17 protein-coding genes and 2 pseudogenes are annotated in these 18,128 nt (G+C 66.8%); 6 read left to right on the top strand and 13 right to left on the bottom strand.

Annotated elements, in window-relative coordinates; translation table 11 throughout:
• Positions 1-271 precede the first annotated feature (271 nt).
• A complete protein-coding gene (locus tag OG700_RS07670; RefSeq protein WP_405610854.1) occupies positions 272-841 on the top strand; it encodes a hypothetical protein in 570 nt (189 codons plus the stop codon).
• A 242-nt stretch (positions 842-1,083) separates the two neighbouring features.
• Positions 1,084-1,545, top strand: a complete 462-nt coding sequence (locus tag OG700_RS07665) for a ribonuclease domain-containing protein (protein WP_405610851.1) — start codon at positions 1,084-1,086, stop codon at positions 1,543-1,545.
• A 273-nt stretch (positions 1,546-1,818) separates the two neighbouring features.
• Here OG700_RS07665 and OG700_RS07660 read toward each other — a convergent pair whose 3' ends face one another.
• The 3 genes from OG700_RS07660 to OG700_RS07650 all read right to left on the bottom strand — a co-directional run bounded on the left by OG700_RS07660 (position 1,819) and on the right by OG700_RS07650 (position 4,890).
• Positions 1,819-2,700 (bottom strand): hypothetical protein, encoded by an 882-nt coding sequence (locus OG700_RS07660; protein ID WP_405610848.1) that lies wholly within the window; start codon positions 2,698-2,700, stop codon positions 1,819-1,821.
• A gap of 10 nt (positions 2,701-2,710) precedes the next feature.
• Complete coding sequence (locus OG700_RS07655; RefSeq protein ID WP_405610845.1) at positions 2,711-3,274, bottom strand: papain-like cysteine protease family protein; 564 nt, start codon at positions 3,272-3,274, stop codon at positions 2,711-2,713.
• A 413-nt stretch (positions 3,275-3,687) separates the two neighbouring features.
• On the bottom strand, positions 3,688-4,890 hold the full coding sequence (locus OG700_RS07650) for an IS110 family transposase (protein WP_405610842.1): 1,203 nt from the start codon (positions 4,888-4,890) through the stop codon (positions 3,688-3,690).
• A 532-nt stretch (positions 4,891-5,422) separates the two neighbouring features.
• Between OG700_RS07650 and OG700_RS07645 the strand changes: the two are divergent.
• From OG700_RS07645 to OG700_RS07635, 3 genes and pseudogenes are all read left to right on the top strand, one after another.
• Positions 5,423-5,680: pseudogene (locus OG700_RS07645) on the top strand (transporter); the annotation flags it as partial.
• Positions 5,681-5,890: 210 nt separating this feature from the next.
• On the top strand, positions 5,891-6,373 hold the full coding sequence (locus OG700_RS07640; RefSeq protein WP_405610839.1) for a hypothetical protein: 483 nt from the start codon (positions 5,891-5,893) through the stop codon (positions 6,371-6,373).
• Between the two features lie 424 nt (positions 6,374-6,797).
• Positions 6,798-7,133, top strand: coding sequence for a hypothetical protein (locus OG700_RS07635; RefSeq protein WP_405610836.1), 336 nt, complete (start codon positions 6,798-6,800; stop codon positions 7,131-7,133).
• Positions 7,134-7,190: 57 nt separating this feature from the next.
• Here OG700_RS07635 and OG700_RS07630 read toward each other — a convergent pair whose 3' ends face one another.
• Complete coding sequence (locus OG700_RS07630) at positions 7,191-7,514, bottom strand: hypothetical protein (protein ID WP_405610833.1); 324 nt, start codon at positions 7,512-7,514, stop codon at positions 7,191-7,193.
• Positions 7,515-7,524: 10 nt separating this feature from the next.
• The gene (locus tag OG700_RS07625; RefSeq protein WP_405610830.1) at positions 7,525-7,857 is read right to left on the bottom strand and encodes a type II toxin-antitoxin system PemK/MazF family toxin; all 333 of its coding nucleotides are present in this window, start codon (positions 7,855-7,857) and stop codon (positions 7,525-7,527) included.
• A gap of 210 nt (positions 7,858-8,067) precedes the next feature.
• Between OG700_RS07625 and OG700_RS07620 the strand changes: the two are divergent.
• A pseudogene (locus OG700_RS07620) lies at positions 8,068-9,306 on the top strand (IS701 family transposase).
• A 216-nt stretch (positions 9,307-9,522) separates the two neighbouring features.
• On the opposite strand, the gene OG700_RS07615 reads toward OG700_RS07620, so the two are convergent.
• The 8 genes from OG700_RS07615 to OG700_RS07580 form a co-directional block, all read right to left on the bottom strand.
• A complete protein-coding gene (locus tag OG700_RS07615; protein ID WP_405610827.1) occupies positions 9,523-10,158 on the bottom strand; it encodes an alpha/beta fold hydrolase in 636 nt (211 codons plus the stop codon).
• A gap of 391 nt (positions 10,159-10,549) precedes the next feature.
• A complete protein-coding gene (locus OG700_RS07610) occupies positions 10,550-11,137 on the bottom strand; it encodes a 4'-phosphopantetheinyl transferase family protein (protein WP_405621512.1) in 588 nt (195 codons plus the stop codon).
• Positions 11,138-11,488: 351 nt separating this feature from the next.
• A complete protein-coding gene (gene fdxA, locus OG700_RS07605) occupies positions 11,489-11,815 on the bottom strand; it encodes a ferredoxin (protein WP_405610824.1) in 327 nt (108 codons plus the stop codon).
• Positions 11,816-11,860: 45 nt separating this feature from the next.
• Positions 11,861-13,447, bottom strand: a complete 1,587-nt coding sequence (locus OG700_RS07600; RefSeq protein ID WP_405610821.1) for an MFS transporter — start codon at positions 13,445-13,447, stop codon at positions 11,861-11,863.
• A gap of 75 nt (positions 13,448-13,522) precedes the next feature.
• Positions 13,523-14,926: an APC family permease gene (locus OG700_RS07595; protein ID WP_405610818.1), complete on the bottom strand. Its 1,404-nt coding sequence runs from the start codon at positions 14,924-14,926 to the stop codon at positions 13,523-13,525.
• A 117-nt stretch (positions 14,927-15,043) separates the two neighbouring features.
• Positions 15,044-16,306 carry an aminotransferase class V-fold PLP-dependent enzyme gene (locus tag OG700_RS07590; RefSeq protein WP_405610815.1) on the bottom strand — a complete coding sequence of 421 codons (1,263 nt, stop codon included), beginning with the start codon at positions 16,304-16,306 and terminating at the stop codon, positions 15,044-15,046.
• A gap of 40 nt (positions 16,307-16,346) precedes the next feature.
• Positions 16,347-17,084 (bottom strand): class I SAM-dependent methyltransferase, encoded by a 738-nt coding sequence (locus tag OG700_RS07585; protein WP_405610812.1) that lies wholly within the window; start codon positions 17,082-17,084, stop codon positions 16,347-16,349.
• A gap of 200 nt (positions 17,085-17,284) precedes the next feature.
• Entirely contained in the window at positions 17,285-17,746 is a 462-nt protein-coding gene (locus OG700_RS07580; protein ID WP_405610809.1) for a heavy metal-responsive transcriptional regulator, read from the bottom strand.
• Positions 17,747-18,128: the final 382 nt, after the last annotated feature.

Below are 18,128 nucleotides of genomic sequence, written 5' to 3'. Positions count from 1 at the left end.
GTGAGGGGCGAATTTCCTTCCTCTTGGATGACTTGCCGGGGGGGGTAGGCAGGGGGCGGCCAAGGCCCTCAAGTTGGCGAAGGGCTTGTCGAAGATTTCTTCACGCCTGATTGGCGAGGCATCTCGTGGGTGAAAGCGTCTCGTGCCACTCCGGCGCTCACTTCCCGGTTCGGCGAAGTGAATCTGACCGCTGAGGCGGAACTGTCCCGGAGCCCTGGGGCGTCCCGCTGTCGCCCGACTGCGTGATGCACCGGACTGGTAACCCGTGGACATGACGCTGTCTGACACCACATCAGAGGGCCTTGAGGCTGTGGACGAATTCACCTATCGCGTGGCAGAGAGCGAGAGGGACAAGTCCGCCGTCATCAAGGGCGAGTTCGTCTCGGACACCGTCTTCGAAGTGGTCGGCTCCGGGGGCGGGTTCACCTTTCGGCCCGTCAAGCTGGACCCGCCGGTTCACAAGGTCTTCCCCGACGACGAGCCCGAGCGCGATGAGGTGTCGGAGGGCAATCGCCGGTTTGTCGCGCTGGATCGTGATCGCGTGTGCGGCTATGTCGACACGGAGTACGAGCCCTGGAGCCGTTGTGCCGGATTCGGCGTGAGTGCTGACGTGCTGCCGGCCGGTGGCGGGCGACCGAGGGGACCGGTGGGATCAAGGAGAATTCACATGCGGGCAATGGGGACCGTGGTGGTGTCGGATTCTGTGGTCCTGGTCGCGTGCGGTCCGGAGAAACCGAAGGAGCACACGGATACGGACTCCTCGGGTGAGTCCGCGACGGCTGCTGCCCGGTTCGCGCCGCTGGTATGGCCCCATGAAAAGTCGTCGCTGATATTTCGATGAGGACGGCACTGATGCCCGCCACCGTGCTTCCCGAATCGCTGAGAGTCGGTCGGTAGCCTGAAGGGCCAGGGTCTCGGCGGCCTCGGCAAGGGCGTACACGTCCTCGAAGCGGGGCGCGATGCTGGTACGCGTGCGCGATGTCGGCGCCGCGTCCGGCGGCCGGGGTGTGCCGGCCGTCGACGGGCCGACATCGTTGGGATGACGGATCGTGACCGATCGGGTGGATGCCTGGTTGACCGGGCATGAGTCTCATCCGTAAGCCGCGCTGTGCGGCAGTCGCCGCTCTGCTGTTGACGGCGCTGGCGGTCCCGGCCGCCTCGTCCGCGACGGCGGGAACACCCGTCCAGAACCCGACCGTCCGGGCCGCCGAGATCATTGATCCGCCGCTGCCCGTCGAGGCGTTCCCGGGGCAGGTGAAGGAAGCCTGCGGGATCTGGAAGGAACTCGACTGGCCGCAAGCCAAGCGGCCCAGGGACTACCCCGTGGTGAACACCCCGTTCGTCATCCGGGGCAGCAACGTCTACGGCAACCGCTCCGGCGACCTTCCCCTGGAAGGCCACTACCGCGAGTACGACGTCAACCCCCGCACCCCCGGCACCCACCGCGACGCGGAACGCCTCGTCCGCGACCCCGGCACCCGTACCGTCTGGTACACCGGCGACCACTACGACAACTTCCAGGAGATCACCTCCGGCTGCTCCTGACCGCTGGCCGAGCGCGGAGGGGGCCGGGGGATCAGTCACATCCTCCGGCTCTGCGGAATGGAGGCGCCACCGGGGCAGGCAGGAGGGGCCTGTGGGATGAACGGGCCGTCAGGGTGTCGGGTGAGCGATGACCCAGCGATCGGTTTCTTGAAGCCGGACGTGGCGCTGGGGCGGTAGCGGGCAGGAGATCCGGGACGACCGGCATCATGTCCGCGTGGGTTCGCTCCGTCCCGGCTGGCTGCCGGGACGGAGCGAGGGTCGTTCGGGGTTGGTTCAGCGGGTACTCGGGCGCCGGCGGCGGTGCAGCAGGGCGGCTCCGCCCGCGAGGGCGAGTGCGGTGCCGGAACCGCCGGCGAGAAGCAGGGTGGAGGGCGAGGTGTCGCGCTCCGTGGGCTGGAGGCTGTAGCCGCTGGAGTAGCCGGTGGTATCGTATTCCGAGCCGGGCAGCTTGTCGGCGTAGCGGGCCTTGAGCAGTTTCTGGTAGTCGCTGAGTGACACCGATGCCTGGCCGCCGAGTCCTTGTCTGGCCTGGTCGTTGAGTGGCTCGACGGTGGTGAGTTTGAGCTGGTACCAGCCGCGGATCTGTGGCTCGGTGAAGACCAGCGTGCCCAGGGTGGCTTTGCCGGCGTATGTGGCGTCGTGGTCGCCGTCGCGCACGGCTGCCAGGTGCCAGCCCCCGCCCTGGGTGGGGGCGAGCATGACGGTGGCGTTGCGGCCGTTGACGGTGGCGCTGAGCGAGGAGACCAGCTGTGTCAGCTTGATCGCATCGGTGGGCAGTGGCTTTGCGGTGCCCGCGACGAACTCGGGGGTGATCTCGTTCAGTGCCACCGGGTCTTTGATCGTGAAGGCCGGGAGGCCCTGGCAGGGCTCGGCCGTTTCGGGGATCGTCTGCACCGGCCCGTCGGCGCCGTCGGTGGGTACCGGAGTGCGCAGGAAGCTGCAGACGGTGTTGCGGACCTCGGTTGACTTCACCAGGTCGAGGGCGGCCTGGTAGTCGGGGATGTCGGCCGGGAGAGGGTCCTTGGCCGGGGCTGCGTGCGCCGGACCGATGACGGAAAGCAGCGCGGACGCACTCACGGCGATGACGAGGGACAGACGGGAGGAGCGAGAGGCTGCCCGCCTGCTGGACGTTCTGGTTCCGCTGGTGTCGCTCATGTCGCCTGCCTTAGCGGGAGATACCGATGCGGGAGTGGGTCCACTTGGACGAGCCGTTGCTCACGTAGTCGTTGTAGTTCCACCACGTGTACGTGGTGGTGTCCGGCCACGGGTCGGCCACGGCGATCCTGTTGTTCGACGTGTCGAAGCCGTAGACCACGTTCATGTGGCCGCCCCCGGACGTCCACCCGATGCGGGCACCGATCGGCCGGGCCGCCTTGACGTCGGTGTACACCTGGTTGAACGTGGCCGCGCTGCTCAGGCCGGAGCCGGTGTGGGTCATGCCGAGGCTGCTCCAGCCCTTGGCCATGTCGTCGAGCGTGGCTGGCTGGTTGTTGCAACCGTAGTAGGGCTGGGCCCGGTCACAGAAGTCCGTCTGTGTGGAGCCGAAGCCCTGGAACTTGGCGATGGTCAGCCCGGAGGCGACCCAGCACCACTGGGTCTTCTCCTGCTTCAGCATGCTGATGTTGTCCTGGCCCGCTTCCGCGTGAGCCGTGCCTCCTGCGGCCACGAGCGATCCCATGGCGGCCAGCGCGATGGCCGACGCCGTGGCTCTGTACCTGAACCTGCCCATTTTCCTGCCTTCCCCTGACGGGACAACCTGGCAGCCATATGACAGCGCATCATGCTGGAGGCAAGCGGCGGGCTCGCAGGGAATAGCACCCCTACTGGCTATTTGTCACGTAATCATGAGACTCGGTCGTGGCAGCGTCAGGGCAGGACCTGCCGACCGAGGAGTACACCACCTGGCCGATGCGCGTCCCACGTGGGCTGCGGGAGCGGAGCGGCGACATCCGCAAGGCCAACGAGGAGCTGCCACGCCGACTCGGGCCAAGCCCCGCCAACCGGCACTCTCATTCGCCAGTTGAAACGCCCAGTCACCGGTCGCGATGCGGATACTCGATCACAGCTTCACGTTGAGGTCGGGTTGTCATCCTGCCCCTGTCGCCGGACCGCGGATTGGGGGGGGTGCCCCTATGGGTTTGGTCAAGCTGATCGGGCGGGCTGGGGTTCGTAGAAGGTGCCGTCGCGGAGCATGGCGAAGAGGACGTCGGCCCGGCGTCGGGCGAGGCAGAGCAGTGCCTGGGTGTGGTGCTTGCCCTGGGCGATCTTCTTGTCGTAGTAGGCCCGGGAGGCCGGGTCGCCGAGGGCGGCGAACGCGGAGAGGAAGAAGGCTCGTTTGAGCTGTTTGTTCCCTCTCCGGGAGGGCTGTTCGCCTCGGATCGACGAGCCGGAGTTGCGGGTCGCCGGGGCGAGCCCGGCGTAGGCGGCGAGGTGGGCGGCGGAGGGGAAACTGCTGCCGTCGCCGACTTCGATGAGGATCCTTGCTCCGGTCCTGATCCCGACTCCCGGCATCGAGATCAGGACCTTGGAAAGAGGGTGGGCCTCCAGCAGTTCCTCGATCCGCCCGGCCAGGAGCTTGCGCTGGTCGAGGACGGCGGTGAGGGAGGCGGCCAGGCTCGGGACGATCAGTGCGGCTGCCTCGGTGCCGGGCACCACCACGGTCTGCTCGTCCAGCGCGGTGAATATGTCCTCGGCCAGTCGCTCGGCCATGCGCGGTGCCTTCGGCCTCAGCAGCGTGACCAGCCGGCGTCGGCCTGCCTTGCGGATCTGGGCCGGTGACCCGAACCGTTCCAGCAGGGCCAGGACGGCCGGGTGCTGCAACCGCGGGCCCAGGACCCGTTCCAGGGACGGGTGGATCTGGGTCAGCAGTCCGTGGAGTCGGTTCGCGACCCGGGTAGCCTCGCCCGTCAGGTCGTCGTCGAAGCCGACGATCATCTCCAGCTCGGCGATCGTCTCGTCTTCGAGGTCGACCGAGCGCAGGGTGTGAGGCATCGCGCGGGCGGCGTCGGCGATGATGAACGCGTCCTTGGCGTCGGTCTTGGCCTCGCCGGGGTAGAGGTCGGCGATCCGCCGCATCGTCAGGCCCGGCAGATAGGCGACCGGGCAGCCCATGTCCCGGGCCACGGCCAGCGGCAGGGCGCCGATCGAGGCGGGCTGGTCGACTACGACCAGCACCGTTCCGTGCTTGGCCTGGAGTTTCGCGAACAACTCCCGGAGCTTGGGCTCGGTGTTGGGCAGGCGTTTGTCGAACGCCTTCTTCCCGGCCGGTGTGACGGCGGTGGCGTGATGTTCGCCCTTGCCGACGTCCAGGCCGAGAAAGACGTCGATGTCGCCGGTGTCGATCACGTGCGTCCTTTGGTCGTGCCCTGCCCGGCCTCACCCACGGCACCGATCCGCCACATCCACATTACGAAGAGCCTCCCTGGCTCCCGGAGGAGTCGGTGGTCATGCCCCTAATCAGCGGTCAGTCAGTGCCTCCGGGCCCGGTGACACCACCCCCCGGATCATGGTTAACAAGGGGGGGAAGTCATGCCGGGCCCGGAGGCCGGGAGCCCCGTTGCGGGGCCACGAAAAAGGTAATGGGGGGGGGAAGCTGAGGAGAGGCCGGCCGAGGACCCCTTCTGGAAGGAGCGCTTAGAACGCGCTTGTTGTGTTCGTCGTCAAGTGCCTCTGAACTGCGCTTCTATGCCTGCCCGACGAAACGTCAGGCGTTTTGTGGGACGTATGTGGGATCGGGTGCCCCTGGGGAGCATTGGAAGCCGGTGCCTCCCAGTAGCCGGACGTGGGCTTTCGCATCGCCTTCACAGTGTGGAAGTCCTTTGCGGAAATATCCCGGCTCCGCTCGGCGTTGACCCCTCTCCTAGCCGAGGAGGGGAAGGTGTCGGGCCTGAAGCTGTTTCATACGACGAAGAGCGGCGTGACCGAGGTGGCGCCGCGTCTTGCTGAGGTCGAGGCGGATGTGCAGGGCCTCATCGAGGCGCACATGGAGAGTCTGCCGGGGGTTCGTTTCCTGGCGGGCGAGTACGGTACGGGGCCGGTTCACGGGGGCAGGATCGACTCGCTCGGGTTGGACGAGAACGGGTCGCCGGTCATCGTGGAATACAAGCGGGGCATCGACGCCGGTGTCTTCTCTGAACTTGGTCCATGGTGCCGACCTTGCTGGGGGCCGGTGTTGGGCCTCAGTCCGAAGGCAGTTCGTCTGCTGGCTCAAAGCGGAACCCGGCATCGGGGAGCAGTCATCTCTGCCGAGCCCCGGCAATGAGGTTGGGGCGGCGCGCGTGGCAGGCTCTGGGGTATGGAGTGGAGTTTCAAGTTGCACGGGGGGATCGCGGCAGGGTTGAGTACCGTGCTGCTGGTGCTCGCCATGCTCACGTGGCTGCCGGGGACCTTGCCGCTGGCGGGCTCGAAGTGGCCGATGGTGGCGATCGTGGTGCTTCTCTTCCCAATCTTTATAGCTGCCTTGGTGCGCATATTCCTGAGTGGGGCAGACCGGCACTCGATGTGGCTCGCCTTTCGATGCCTGCCTGGCAGGTTGCAGGCAATTCATGGAGCTCTGGCCATCTCGGGCATTCTGCTGATATTTTTCAGCACGGCTGGCGCGGGGAACTTGCAGGCGCCAGAGGCCAAGGATGGCCGATACTTCGTTTTCGACACGACTCCCCACGCACGCGGCACGATTGAGGTCTCGCACAGCGAGTACGAGGCCGTCCTCGAGAGAGATCAGCGCAGCATGTTCGCGATCCCAGGCATGCTCTTTACTGGAGCCGCATATGTCGTCTTTGCGGCAGGGGAGTTGCGCCGGGCGGATGTTGGGTTCAGATCTTCGTAGCTGGTGCGGGTCTGAAGATTCCAGGTTGTAGCTGATCGCTTGTCACTGGTGCCGACATCGACTGTCACGCTTGGAGGCCCTCCACCGTAGCAACGGGGAATCGGCGCGTTTGGTCACAGCGATTGTGGAGGGTGGCGATAATGCGGTGCTGCCGGTCCTCGGCCGCCGTAGGCGGCCTTGACCCCCGCCTTCACCAGCGGAAAGGATCGGCTGTCGGAGGGCGGTTGCGGATGCAGACCAGAGTGCTTCGGCGGCCGGTGTACGTGTGGTTTCCTGTAGCCGCGGCGATTACGTCCTACGTTTGTGCGGTTTTGATCGCAGGTCCGTGGGACGAGGAGCCGGCGGCGGCGTTCGCGGTCGCCGGAGCTTCGATTTTCTTCTGGCGCTTGGATGGGACTCGGCCATCCGAAGTACTGACAATCACGTGTCCTTCACGAACTTTCTCGTGACCGCAACCGTTGCCTGGACCGATGTCGACGAGGTGGATGTGCATGATGGCCTGACCATTGTCTTGAGAGACGGGCGCGAGATGGGCTCGGTCGCCTTCGGCAGTTCACCGCTGGGTTCCTTCACCGGCTACAGGACGCATCAACGGGCCTTTCATCTGCTTCGAGAAGCCCAACTCAAAGCGTCCGGAACGCAGGGTGGCAACAGTAAGGGGCAGGTCCGGCGGCGCTGGTCCTTTGAATGGAGACGGCTCCTCTGCGCCCTCGCGGTTGCCTACGGCCCACTCACGGTGATCCTCGTCCTGTCGCGGTAATCGGAAGTGCCGGGCCTGAACTTGCTGACGCGGCCATGTATTGATGGAGCCCAAGGGTTACGTTCCCTCCTCCGGCCGGTGCTGGCGGGGAACGCTGGAAGCGGTGATCACGGGAACGCCGAGGTCGACGACGACGCGGGATGGGCGCCGGTCGAGTTGGGTGAGCTTCTCCTCTGCTCCGGCAAGGCTCACCCGCAGCCCTTCCATCTCGCCGAGCCATCCTTCGCGTTCGGCCTCGGCGATGCGGGCGAGGAGGTTGTCGCGGATCTCGACTAGTACTCCAGCCGTAGATCGTGATCTTGTGAGTGGGGGCGCCGCTGATATGGCGCGGCCACCATTGACCATCTCGACGAGACCGGCCGCGCCATCGGCGGCGTCCATCCCTCTGTGCCTACTTGAGTCCACCGAGACGAAGGGCATCCTCGATCTCGCTGAGCTTCGCGGACGGCAGGACGCCCGCCTGCCCGATCAGGTCTTCCCTGGCCAGGGTGACCAGCCAAGTGCAAGGGATGAAGTCGGGACGTGGAAGTGCGACTCTCAGGACGCCTTCGAGAGGCAGCCCTTCGGGGGCACCTACTGCCACCTCAACGGCCACGCCGCTGAGATCGGTGCCCGCGGGAACGACGACCTGCATCGCCAAGAAACCGGACGTCTCTTCTCCCGACAGCAGTACGACTGCCCGCTGCTCGTTGAAATCTGCCCACCAGACTTCGCCACGTCGCATATGTCCTCCTGATACGGGACGGCGCGCCTGCGTCGCCCCTTCGACCGCCGCCTACTCCAGGCACAGATCGTAATGTTGGCTGGTCAGGGCCGACGATAAGACGGCTGCGGCCACCGTTGATCATCGTGAGTTGTGTGGACTGACGAAGAGACGGTGGCCGCAGGTCACAGCATAGAACCCGCCCGTTGGCGGGACGCGTTCGAGGGTCTGATGGGCCGGATCGCGGGGCGCTTCGCGCGGGTCGAACCCCGGCGCAGGGCGGCGCGGTTGGTGCTCGGTCTATTGGCCGACCTGCCACGCAAGAACTGCTGGACAATCGCGGAGTGGGCCGGCGAGACCACTCCGGACGGTATGCAGCACCTGTTGGGCCGGGCCAAGTGGGATGCCGATGCGGTACGCGATGACGTACGGGAGTACGTGGTGGAGCATCTGCACGACGACCGGGCGGTACTGGTGGTCGACGAGACCGGGGACGTGAAGAAGGGCACCAGCACGGTCGGGGTGCAGCGCCAGTACACCGGCACCGCCGGCAGGATTGAGAACTCCCAAGTCGCTGTCTATCTGGTCTACGCAGGTCAGCGCGGCCACGCCGCCGTGGACCGGGAACTCTACGTTCCGCGCTCCTGGACCTTGGACCCCGACCGCTGCCGGGCTGCGGGCCTGGACGAGGACACCGTCTTCGCGACCAAGCCGGAGCTGGCCACTCGTATGGTCGCCCGGTTCCTGGACGCCGGCCATCAGGCTGCCTGGGTGGCGGGGGACGAGGTCTACGGCGGCAACCCGAAGCTGCGAACCGCACTGGAGGAACGCGGCACCGGCTACGTCCTCGCGGTGGCCTGCTCGCACGAAGTCACCACCGGTGCGGGGAAGTTCCGTGCGGACATCTTGTCCAAGAAGGTGCCCAAGCGGGCCTGGCAGAAGCTATCGGCAGGGGCCGGGGCCAAGGGGCACCGCTTCTACAACTGGGCAGTCATCGACCTCGCCGACCCCCGCCCCGGGAGTCGTCAGCTGCTGATCCGCCGTAACCGCAGCACCGGTGAACTCGCCTACTAACGCTGCTACTCGCCCGCGTCCGTGCCGTTGGCCGTGCTGGTCAGAGTCGCTGGATCAAGATGGCGGGTGGAGGAGTTCCTCCAATCCGGAAAGGGCCTGGCCGCACTCGACGAGCACCAGGTTCGCCGCTATACCTCCTGGTCTCGCTGGGTCACCCTCGCCATGCTCGCTCACGCCTTCCTCGCCGTCGTCCGCGCCGACGAACACGCACGCCATCCCGCCCCGGACGAGCTGATCCCGCTCACCTGCAACGAGATCCAGCGACTGTTCACGACGCTGATCGTCCGGCCCGTGCACGATGCAGCCCACCGGCTCCGCTGTTCCGCCTGGCGCCGCCGCCACCAGGCCCGAGCCCAGGCCAGCCATTACCGCCGACAAGCCGCGAATCAGACATGAAGATCACGATCTACGGCTGGAGTACTAGCCGGTCACGCTGCGCGGGGTCGGGCCAGAGCATCGGGCAGCGAACACAGGCTTAACCGAACTGATCTTGGTCGGTCTGCTGGGGCGCAATGCTCACCGGAAGTTACTGGAAAGAATCTTGCTGTGGCCGTGTTTTCGGGTGTGTCGTCGCTGCCGAGGTGTCGGAAGGCGAAGACTTGATGGGGGGCGTCAGCGGAACGGTTGGAAGAAGGCGCGGATGTCGTGGGTGAACAGGTCGGGTTCTTCCATTGCGGCGAAGTGGCCGCCGCGGTCGAACTCCGACCAGTGGACGATGTTGTGGTCCCGTTCGGCGAGTTGTCGGACGGGGCGGGCCAGGTCGGCCGCGAAGACTGCCACGCCGGTCGGTGTTTCCAGCGGCTCAGTGCGTGGTGGACGGGAGGGGTGGAAGGCTTCCCAGTAGTGGCGGGCGGATGATCCTGCGGTGGCGGTGAGCCAGTAGAGCATGACGTTGGTCAGGAGCCGGTCCCGGGTGACGGCGTCCTCGGGAATGTCGATGCAGTCGGTCCACTCCTTGAACTTCTCGACGATCCAGGCGAGCTGCCCGACCGGGGAGTCGGTGAGTGCGTAGGCCAGGGTCTGTGGCCGGGTGCCCTGGATTCTCGCGTAGCCCGACATCTCGGGCTCCGCCCTGGTCAGCAGGTCAAGCCGCGCTTTGTCGTCGTCGGTGAGTTCGGCTGCTTCAGGCGGACGAAGCAGAAGGCGATCCTCCTGCGCGTGCTCTCCCCCGGCGTCGTCGACCTGGAGAGCCGCTACGTGACCTTGACCGCCCGGTGACCCCACCTGCGGACCGGACAGCACCGTCACCGGCCGATGCTGGGCGGCCTTGCTCTGCGAGTCCCTCCCGCCGCGGACACTTGTGGAGGTGGAGCGGGCCCGGGGACGTATTCCATGTGCTGGAAAACGTCAGGCTGGGTCATCTCGGAAGAGGTTGGCAGCAACAAACCGGAACCGGAACCGGAGATCTTCAGGAGGCAGCTGGACCCGCCAGTATCCCCCTGGCCGACGCGTGGGTCATCGAGGATTCGCCGCACGCCGACATCGCAGGCGCGACCACTTGTACGCCGATAGTCGTCGCGGATCACCGCTCAGTCATCCGGCCGCAGCGTCAGGCCGTCCCCCCGTACTCGCCTCCTGCCAATGCGCTCGGTCTTCTTCAGCGCGCACGGTCGCTGCTCGGCGGTTGTCCTCACCGGGGTCATCCTGCGGCTGGTGATGCCAACTGGAGAGTGCGCGTGACTTCGGTTGACTGCCGCAGGGTGTGGATCCGGGCGGTGGGGCGTCCCCTTGTCGCTGGTGGCGGGAGGAGTGCTATGCCTATCGCGTATCCGTGCGGGGCGGTCAAAGAGGTGAGCGCCCATCCGTTTCGGGCTGTGAGGTCGTCCAGACCGCCGGAGGTGAAGCCGAGCCCGACGTACACGTGGCTCATGGGCATCGCGAGCCCCGTGCCCAGCCCTTTGACGTACGCCTGCTTCCGGGTCCAGCACCGGAGCATGGCGTCTTTGCGCTGCCGGTACGGGAGGGCCATAAGGGCGGTTACTTCGGCCGGGTGGAGTCGTTGCAGAAGGGCTTGGGGCTGTAGCCGGTCGGCCGACTCGATGTCGATGCCCACTGGGCTGCGGCACAGAGCTATGAGTGAGACGTTTTGTACGTAGGCCAAGGAAAAGTGAAGTCGCTCCGAGCGGCGTACGACGGGTCGGCCGTGGGGGCCTTGGCACAGTGGGCAGGGCGCACGGTCCAGGCCCACGGCGCTCGGGGCTATGCCGAGGCTACTTCCGAGGATCATCCGCAGAGCTACGTGGGCAACAAGGCTGGTGTCGTGGGCCTGTTGGGTGTCCAGCGCCTGGGCCCGCTCGCGCTCCGTGTCGTCGAGGATGCCGACGGCGCGGTAGGCGGCCCTGACCAGGGAGGAGGTCGCCCGGAACTGCCAGATGTCTGCGGAGGCAGGCTTGGGGCAGTATCCGCGCGGTGGTAGGGACAGACGCCCGTCGAGCGCGTGATCTCTCCATGCTGGGGGCATTGGGGCCCTGCGCTTTCACGGCTGCGATGGTGCTGGGGATGTGGAGGAGCCGGGCGAGGCGGAGAGAGAGGCGGCCTCGCCCGGCCGTTTGTGGGTGCGGTGACCGGCAGGGGTGGATCACGTGTCGGCAGTGCGTAGAGGCACGCTATCGATGAGCGGATGGTCGGTTTTCTGGGGGCCCATGTGGGCTGCGCCGCCCGGGGAGCCCAGGACGTGGAAGAACTCGGTGTTGGCACTCGTGTAGCCAGCCCACTCCTGGGGGACGTCCTCTTCGTAGAAGATCGCTTCTACGGGGCAGACGGGCTCGCAGGCTCCGCAGTCGACGCATTCGTCGGGGTGGATGTACAGCATGCGGGGGCCTTCGTAGATGCAGTCGACGGGGCATTCTTCGATGCATGCCTTGTCTTTGATGTCGACGCAGGGTTCGGCGATCACGTAGGTCACCGCACTTGTCCTTTCCTGTGATGCCGGCAGGGCCGAGGTCTTGGGTCAGGCGTGTTCGGTGGCCGGCCGCGAGTTGGTGGCTTTCCCCGCGGCCTGGTCGTCCTTGCTGGGTGTGAGCAGGGCCCAGACGACGGGGATGCACAGGGTGCACAGGACGGCGAGGATCCATAGGGCGATGTGCAGGGCGTCGGTGTAGCTGCCGGATGCCAGGTCGGTGAAGGCGTCACGGGCGGCGCCCGGGGGCGCCTCGGCCGCTGCCTTGGTGACGTCGCCTTGGGTGATGGTGTTCGCCAGGTCCTGGTTGTGGCCTTGGTAGCTGTCCGGGATGGCGGAGGTGTTACTGCTCAGCCGGTTGGCGATGACGGAGACCAGGACGGTTCCCATGCCGGCGACGGCGATGGCTTCGCCGGTCAGGCGCATGGTGTTGAACATGCCGGCGGCCATGCCCGCGCGTTCGGCGGGGACGATGGAGACCGCGGCGCCGTCCAGGAGGCCGAAGGAGACACCGACGCCTGCGCCCATGACCAGCAGGGGGCCGAGGATGTCGGTGAAGGTGCTGGACGGTTCGATGACGGTCAGCCAGACGGTGCCGATGGTGACCAGGCCCAGGGAGAGCGCGAGCAGGGTGCGCATCGACAGGCGCTGGGTGAGGAATCCGGCGGCCACGGGCACGGCGATGATCGGCAGGGTCAGCGGGAGCATGAACGCGCCGGCGCTGTCGGCGTTGGAGCCGCCGACCCCGATGAGGTAGGTGGGCAGGAAGGCGAGGAGTCCGACGAAGACGAAGGACAGGACGAACGGCATCAGGCACACCCCGAGGAAGCGGGGGTTGGTGAGCAGGCCGAGGTCGAACATGGGGTGCGAGGCACGTCGTTCGACGGTGACGAAGAGGCCGAGGAAGACGACGGATCCGATCAGCAGTGCAAGGACGACGGGGTGGGCCCAGCCGAGCTGTGGGCCTTCGATGATGCCGAGGATGAGGGCGAACAGGGCGGCGGTGAAGGTGAGAGTGCCGGGCACGTCCACGCCCATGGCCTGCGGGTTACGGGATTCGCGCAGTTTGCTGACAGTGAGCAGCACGAGGGCGGCGATCAGGGCGTGGCTGGCGAAGACGGAGCGCCAGCCGAGGGCGTCGACCAGGAAGCCGGCGGTGAACGGGCCCAGTGCGAGGCCGGCGCCGAAGGAGGTGCCGAGCGCGCCGAAGGCTTTGGCGCGGGCCGGGCCGTCGAAGGTCTGCGCGAGCAGGGCGCTTCCGGCGGTCATGACGGCTGCGCCGCCGATTCCGGCGAGTCCTCGGGACAGGTCGAGGATGACGATGTTGGGGGCGATGGTGCTGATGATGCCGGCGACGATGAGCAGGACGAGGCCGGTGGCGAACATGCGGCGTCGGCCCAGCAGGTCGGCCAGGCCCCCGCAGGCGAGCATGCACGCGGCGAAGGTGACGTTGTAGGCGTTGACGACCCATTGCAGGGAGACCAGGCCGACGTCAAGGTCGCCGTTGATGTCGGGCAGGGCCACTGAGGCGCCGGTCAGGGCCATGGGCAGCACGATCGCGGCGACGCATACGGCGACCAGAGTCAGGCGCGTATTGGGGGGTGCGTCGGCGCCGTGGCCTGCGCGCTGGGCTTTCATCGCTGGAGACTCCTTCGATTGCGATTTGGGGGTGCTCCTGGCCCCCGCCGACGGGGGCGGTGGGGGCCAGGAGCTTTATCCGGCGCCGTCCTTCGAGACGGCCTTTGCCTGTGGTTGAGGCAGGTCGTCGAGGTCGTGGTGCAGGCGCCGGGCCGCGGAGCGGCGGGTGAAGTAGGAGAGGGGGAGGATCAGGAGGCTCACGCCGCATCCGATCGCCATGACCCTTACGCCCCACTGGGAGCCGCCGATCACCAGGATTGCGGCGTTGAGAATGGCCAGGGCGATGGCGACGGCCGCGAATGGGCGGGGAAGGCGCAGCCCCTCGGGGTCGCCGTCGTTTCGGTGACGCAGGACCAGGTATGCCATGGGCATGAGGATGAAGACGATGAGGTAGCCGACATTGGCGGCGGCGACGACCTCGATGACGCCGGTTCCGAAGACGGCCAGCATCAGGGCGATCACGGTGGCGTCCCAGGCCAGGGAGCCGGTCGGCACGCCGCGCTTGTTGACGCGGGTGAGGAAGCGGGGCAGGTGCCCATCCAGGGCGATCTGGTAGATGGTGCGGGACGAGCCGAAGATGAACGCTTGAGCGCCCAGTACGAGGGCTGCTGCCAGGACCAGGCCGATGACGGTCTTTCCGGCGGAGCCGAAGAGGACCTCGGCGGCGGGTACGAAGCCGGTGACCGGGTCGGCGGCCAGCCCGTCAGCACCGACCAGTCCGAGCAGGACGATGGGAAGCACGCCGAAGGCGACCATGCACGCTCCGCTGGCCAGGGCCAGGGCGCGGGGCATGCGGCAGGCGCAGTCGCGCATTTCCGCGCACACGGTGGAGGCCATCTCGGCGCCGTAGGCGACCCAGGCGGCCACGAAGAACCATTTCGCGATCAGCGCTACCAGATCCCAGCCACCGCTAGGGGCACTGTCGGGCAGGTGCAGCGGTAGCAGGTGTTCGGCCGAGAAGGCAGACGGTTTGAACAGCGGGCCGATCATGATGGCCAGCAGGGGGATGACGGTGAGCACGGCCAGGACGGCGTTGATGCGCATGCTCAGTTTGAGGCCGTAGGAGTTGACGAGGTACAGCACTACGCCCAGGCCGATGGCGAGCGGAATGGTGGGGGCGCCGGGCCACAGGACTTCGCGCAGATACGTCGCGGCGAGAATCAGGTTGACCGCGATGCCGGGGGTCCAGGCGAACCAGTACGACCAGGAGGACAGGGCGCCCAGCGACGGTGAGCCGCGGCGCAGGGCGCGGTAGGCGAACTGGGCGGTGCCGCCGGCCCGGTTGGAGAAGCGGGAGGCGAGTTCGGCCAGCAGGACGCACTGGACGGCGCCGATGGTTGCGGCGGCTATCCATACGAGTACGGAGGCGTTGCCGAGTTCGGCGGCCATGGGGCCGAGCGAGACGGTGACCAGGACGGCTCCGCCGAGGGCGACCAGCACCGCGGAGCGCCAGGAGACGCTCCGCGGCAGCGTGCTCACCGAGGGGAAGGGCTGGTCACCGCTGGGACATCGTTCGCCGGGGGCATCGCTAGGCATGGCGGTGCCCTCCGACGCGGAGTGACGCGTCGACATGTTGTTCCCTCCGATGAATTTCAGTCAGAGAAGGCGGCGCGATACGTCCTGGACGGCGGCGACGAACCGCTCGACTTCTTCGACCGTGTTGTAGAGGTAGAAGGAGGCGCGGACGCTGCCGGGCTGTTCGATCTCGGGGGCGTCCTTGAAGTACGACAGGGCGCAGTGCTGGCCGGAGCGCACTCCGATGTGGTGGTGGGAGTCCAGGAGCTGGCCCACGTCGTGCGGCGAGTGCTCGCCCACGTTGAAGGACAGGATCGAGGACATCTGCTCGGCCTTGCCCGGCCCGTAGACGCGCACGGACGGGATCTGGCCGAGGCCGTCCAGGGCGAGCGCCATCAGTTTCTGGTCGTGGGCGGCGATGCTTTCAAGGCCCAGGTTGTCCAGGTACTCGGCGGCAGCGGCCAGTCCCAGTGCCTCAGCGATCGGCGGGGTGCCGGCCTGCCACTTGTTGGGCAGTTCGCTGAAGACCGCGTAGTCGATGTTGCACTCCTCCAGCGAGGGGCAGCCGCACCGGCCGGTGGTGTCGATGCTGCCGCCGCCCAGGATCGCGGGCGTGAGTTTCTCGGCCCACTCGCGGCGGATGTACAGGCCGCCAATGCCGGTGGGGCCGAGCATTTTGTGCCCGGAGAAGGCCAGGAAGTCGCAGTCGACGGCCTTGACGTCGACCGGCATGTGAGGGACCGCCTGGGCGGCGTCGACCAGGAACGGGACGCCGGCGACCCGGCAGACTTTGGCGACGTCGGCGACGGGCACCACGGTGCCCAGCACGTTGGAGACGTGCGTGAGGGTGACCAGCTTGGTGCGTTCGTTGAGCAGCGGCGCGAACTCCTCGACGTCGAAGACGCCTTGGACACCGGGGTGATACCAGCGCAGTGTCAGACCATGGCGCTTGGCCAGCCGCGACCAGGGGATCATGTTGGAGGTGTGCTCCAGGGTGGAGAGCACGATCTCATCACCCTGCTGGAAGTCCAGGGACAGCGCGATCAGGTTGATCGCCCCAGTGGTGTTCGCGGTGAACACCAGCTCCTGGGGGGTGGCGCCGACGAACGCGGCGACCCTCGCCTGGGCTCTCTCGTAATGCTCGGAGGCTTCCAGCGAGGCGTCGTACACGCCGCGGTGCACATTCGCGCGGAAGCGGAAGTAGAACTCGTTCATCGCCTCGATCACCGGGACCGGCGTCAAGGAGGAGGCAACGGAGTCGAGATAGATCTCGCGCTCGTTGAGGGTGGGAAAGTCGGCACGTATCGCAGCGAGATCGAAAGGGGCGTGCGTGGTTACCGTCATGTGGTTTCCTGCCTGCGAATTCCTCGGCCCGGCCGGCCGCTCAAAGGGCCTTGACGGACTTGTCGGTGTGGGCGGTCGCACCGTTGGAGCTGCTGGAATGGCCCGTCTTGACGGCCTTGGCGACACCGGTGACCATCGCTTCGATCCAGGCGGCAGCGCCGGGTATCTTGTCGTGCTTGAGTTCCTCGATCTTGAGCCCGGACGCCTGGAGAGTCTCCACGGTGGGCCGGTTGCAGTGGCACTCGTTGCCGAACAGGAACCAGCCCGGCTGGATGAAGTCCTGCTTGCGGGCGATCTTCGGATCCGGGTTGCGGACATGCTCAAGGAACAGGTACTGCCCGCCGGGCTTGAGGACCCGCTCGATCTCCGCGAGGACCGGCTCGGGATCCTTGACCGTACACAGGATCATCGCCGCGACGACGGTGTCGAAGGAGTTGTCCGGGAAGGGGATCTTCTCCGCCGGCGAGACCGTCAGCTGCACCGTCTGGGTCAGGTCGAGCTCCTCGACCTTCTCCGCCAGCTTGACCACCATGTGCGGGTACGGCTCGCTTATGACCATCTCGGTCACGGCGTCCGGGTAGTGCGGCAGGTTCAGTCCGGTACCGGCACCGAGTTCGAGGGTTCGGCCGTAGGCGGGGGCGATGAACTCGGCCCGCTTCTGCGAGAGCCCGGCCGCCTCGAACTTCTTCAGGAACCGGTCATACATGCCGGCGAAGACGTACTTGCCCCATGTCGCGCTGTAGACGGTCTTGACGACTTGCAGTGCCTTGCTCGTCATGTCTGCTCTCCCCGTTGTGGGCGGCGGATTCGGCGACCGGCGCACGCCTCCTGACCGGAGTTCGTCCGGCTCTGGTGGCATCGCGTCGGTATGACTGGACGGCCGCACGAGTGCGACCACCCCAGGACCGGCCTCCTTGGCCTGCCCTGCACACCCCGGCAGCATCGGCGGGGCGCTGGCACTTTTCCTCTTCGTTGCGGCTATCTCCGGCTGTCGGCTCCAGGCGGCCCGGAGTGGGGCTCGGGGCGCCAGTTGATACCGGGGGCGGGGCCCCGGCATTCGGCACTGGGCAACGCGGTGACCATGCCGCCGAGTTGAGCCCGCAGGCTCACCAGACGCGAGATCTCGGTATCGATGTCGTGCATGCGCTGGCGCAGCAGGTCGCCGGCCGACCCGCAGGGGCAGGATCCGGAGTCTCGCATCGCCAGCAGGTCCCGGATCTGCCGCAGTCTCAGCCCCAGCTGCTGAGCGCCTTGGATGAAGCGCAGCCGCTCCACCGCATCGTTGCCGTAGTGCCGGTAGCCTGCCGGCGAACGCTCCGGCGGCAGCAGCAATCCCTCGCGCTCGTAGTACCTGACCGTGTGTGCGGTGACCCCGGTCTCGCGGGCCAGCGCACCAACGGTCAGGCCCCGATCCGAACGCATAGCCGGTTCCATGGCCATGACGCTAAACCTTGCACCCCACTCAAAGGTCAAGCTCTCAGGTTGAGTATTTTCGGCAACCCACTCGGCGGCGCATTCAGGGCCACCGAGTGGAATTCCGGCCATGGAAAACCCCCCTGATAAGACTGCAGCGCACTTCGGAAATCAGGCCTTGAACCCGACTGGCCAGTACGTGTAAACGATTCGCTCACACCTTTCGGTGAAGGCTGATCTGCGACGATGCTGGCCGAAAGCCAACGGATCCACTGCCAGGAACCGGTGCTAATGTCCGTCACCTAGTGGCCCAGCCATCAACGCTCCAACCTGCGAAGCGTGGCATCCGGCGAGATTTGACCGAGGCGGTGCGCCGCCCGCCAACCCGCCGTGCACCAGCCGAAATGAC

Source organism: Streptomyces sp. NBC_01508 (genome assembly GCF_045040315.1).
GTDB lineage: Bacteria > Actinomycetota > Actinomycetes > Streptomycetales > Streptomycetaceae > Streptomyces.
Note: the sequence above shows the minus strand (reverse complement) of the source record. Positions and strands in the feature narration are given on the sequence as shown.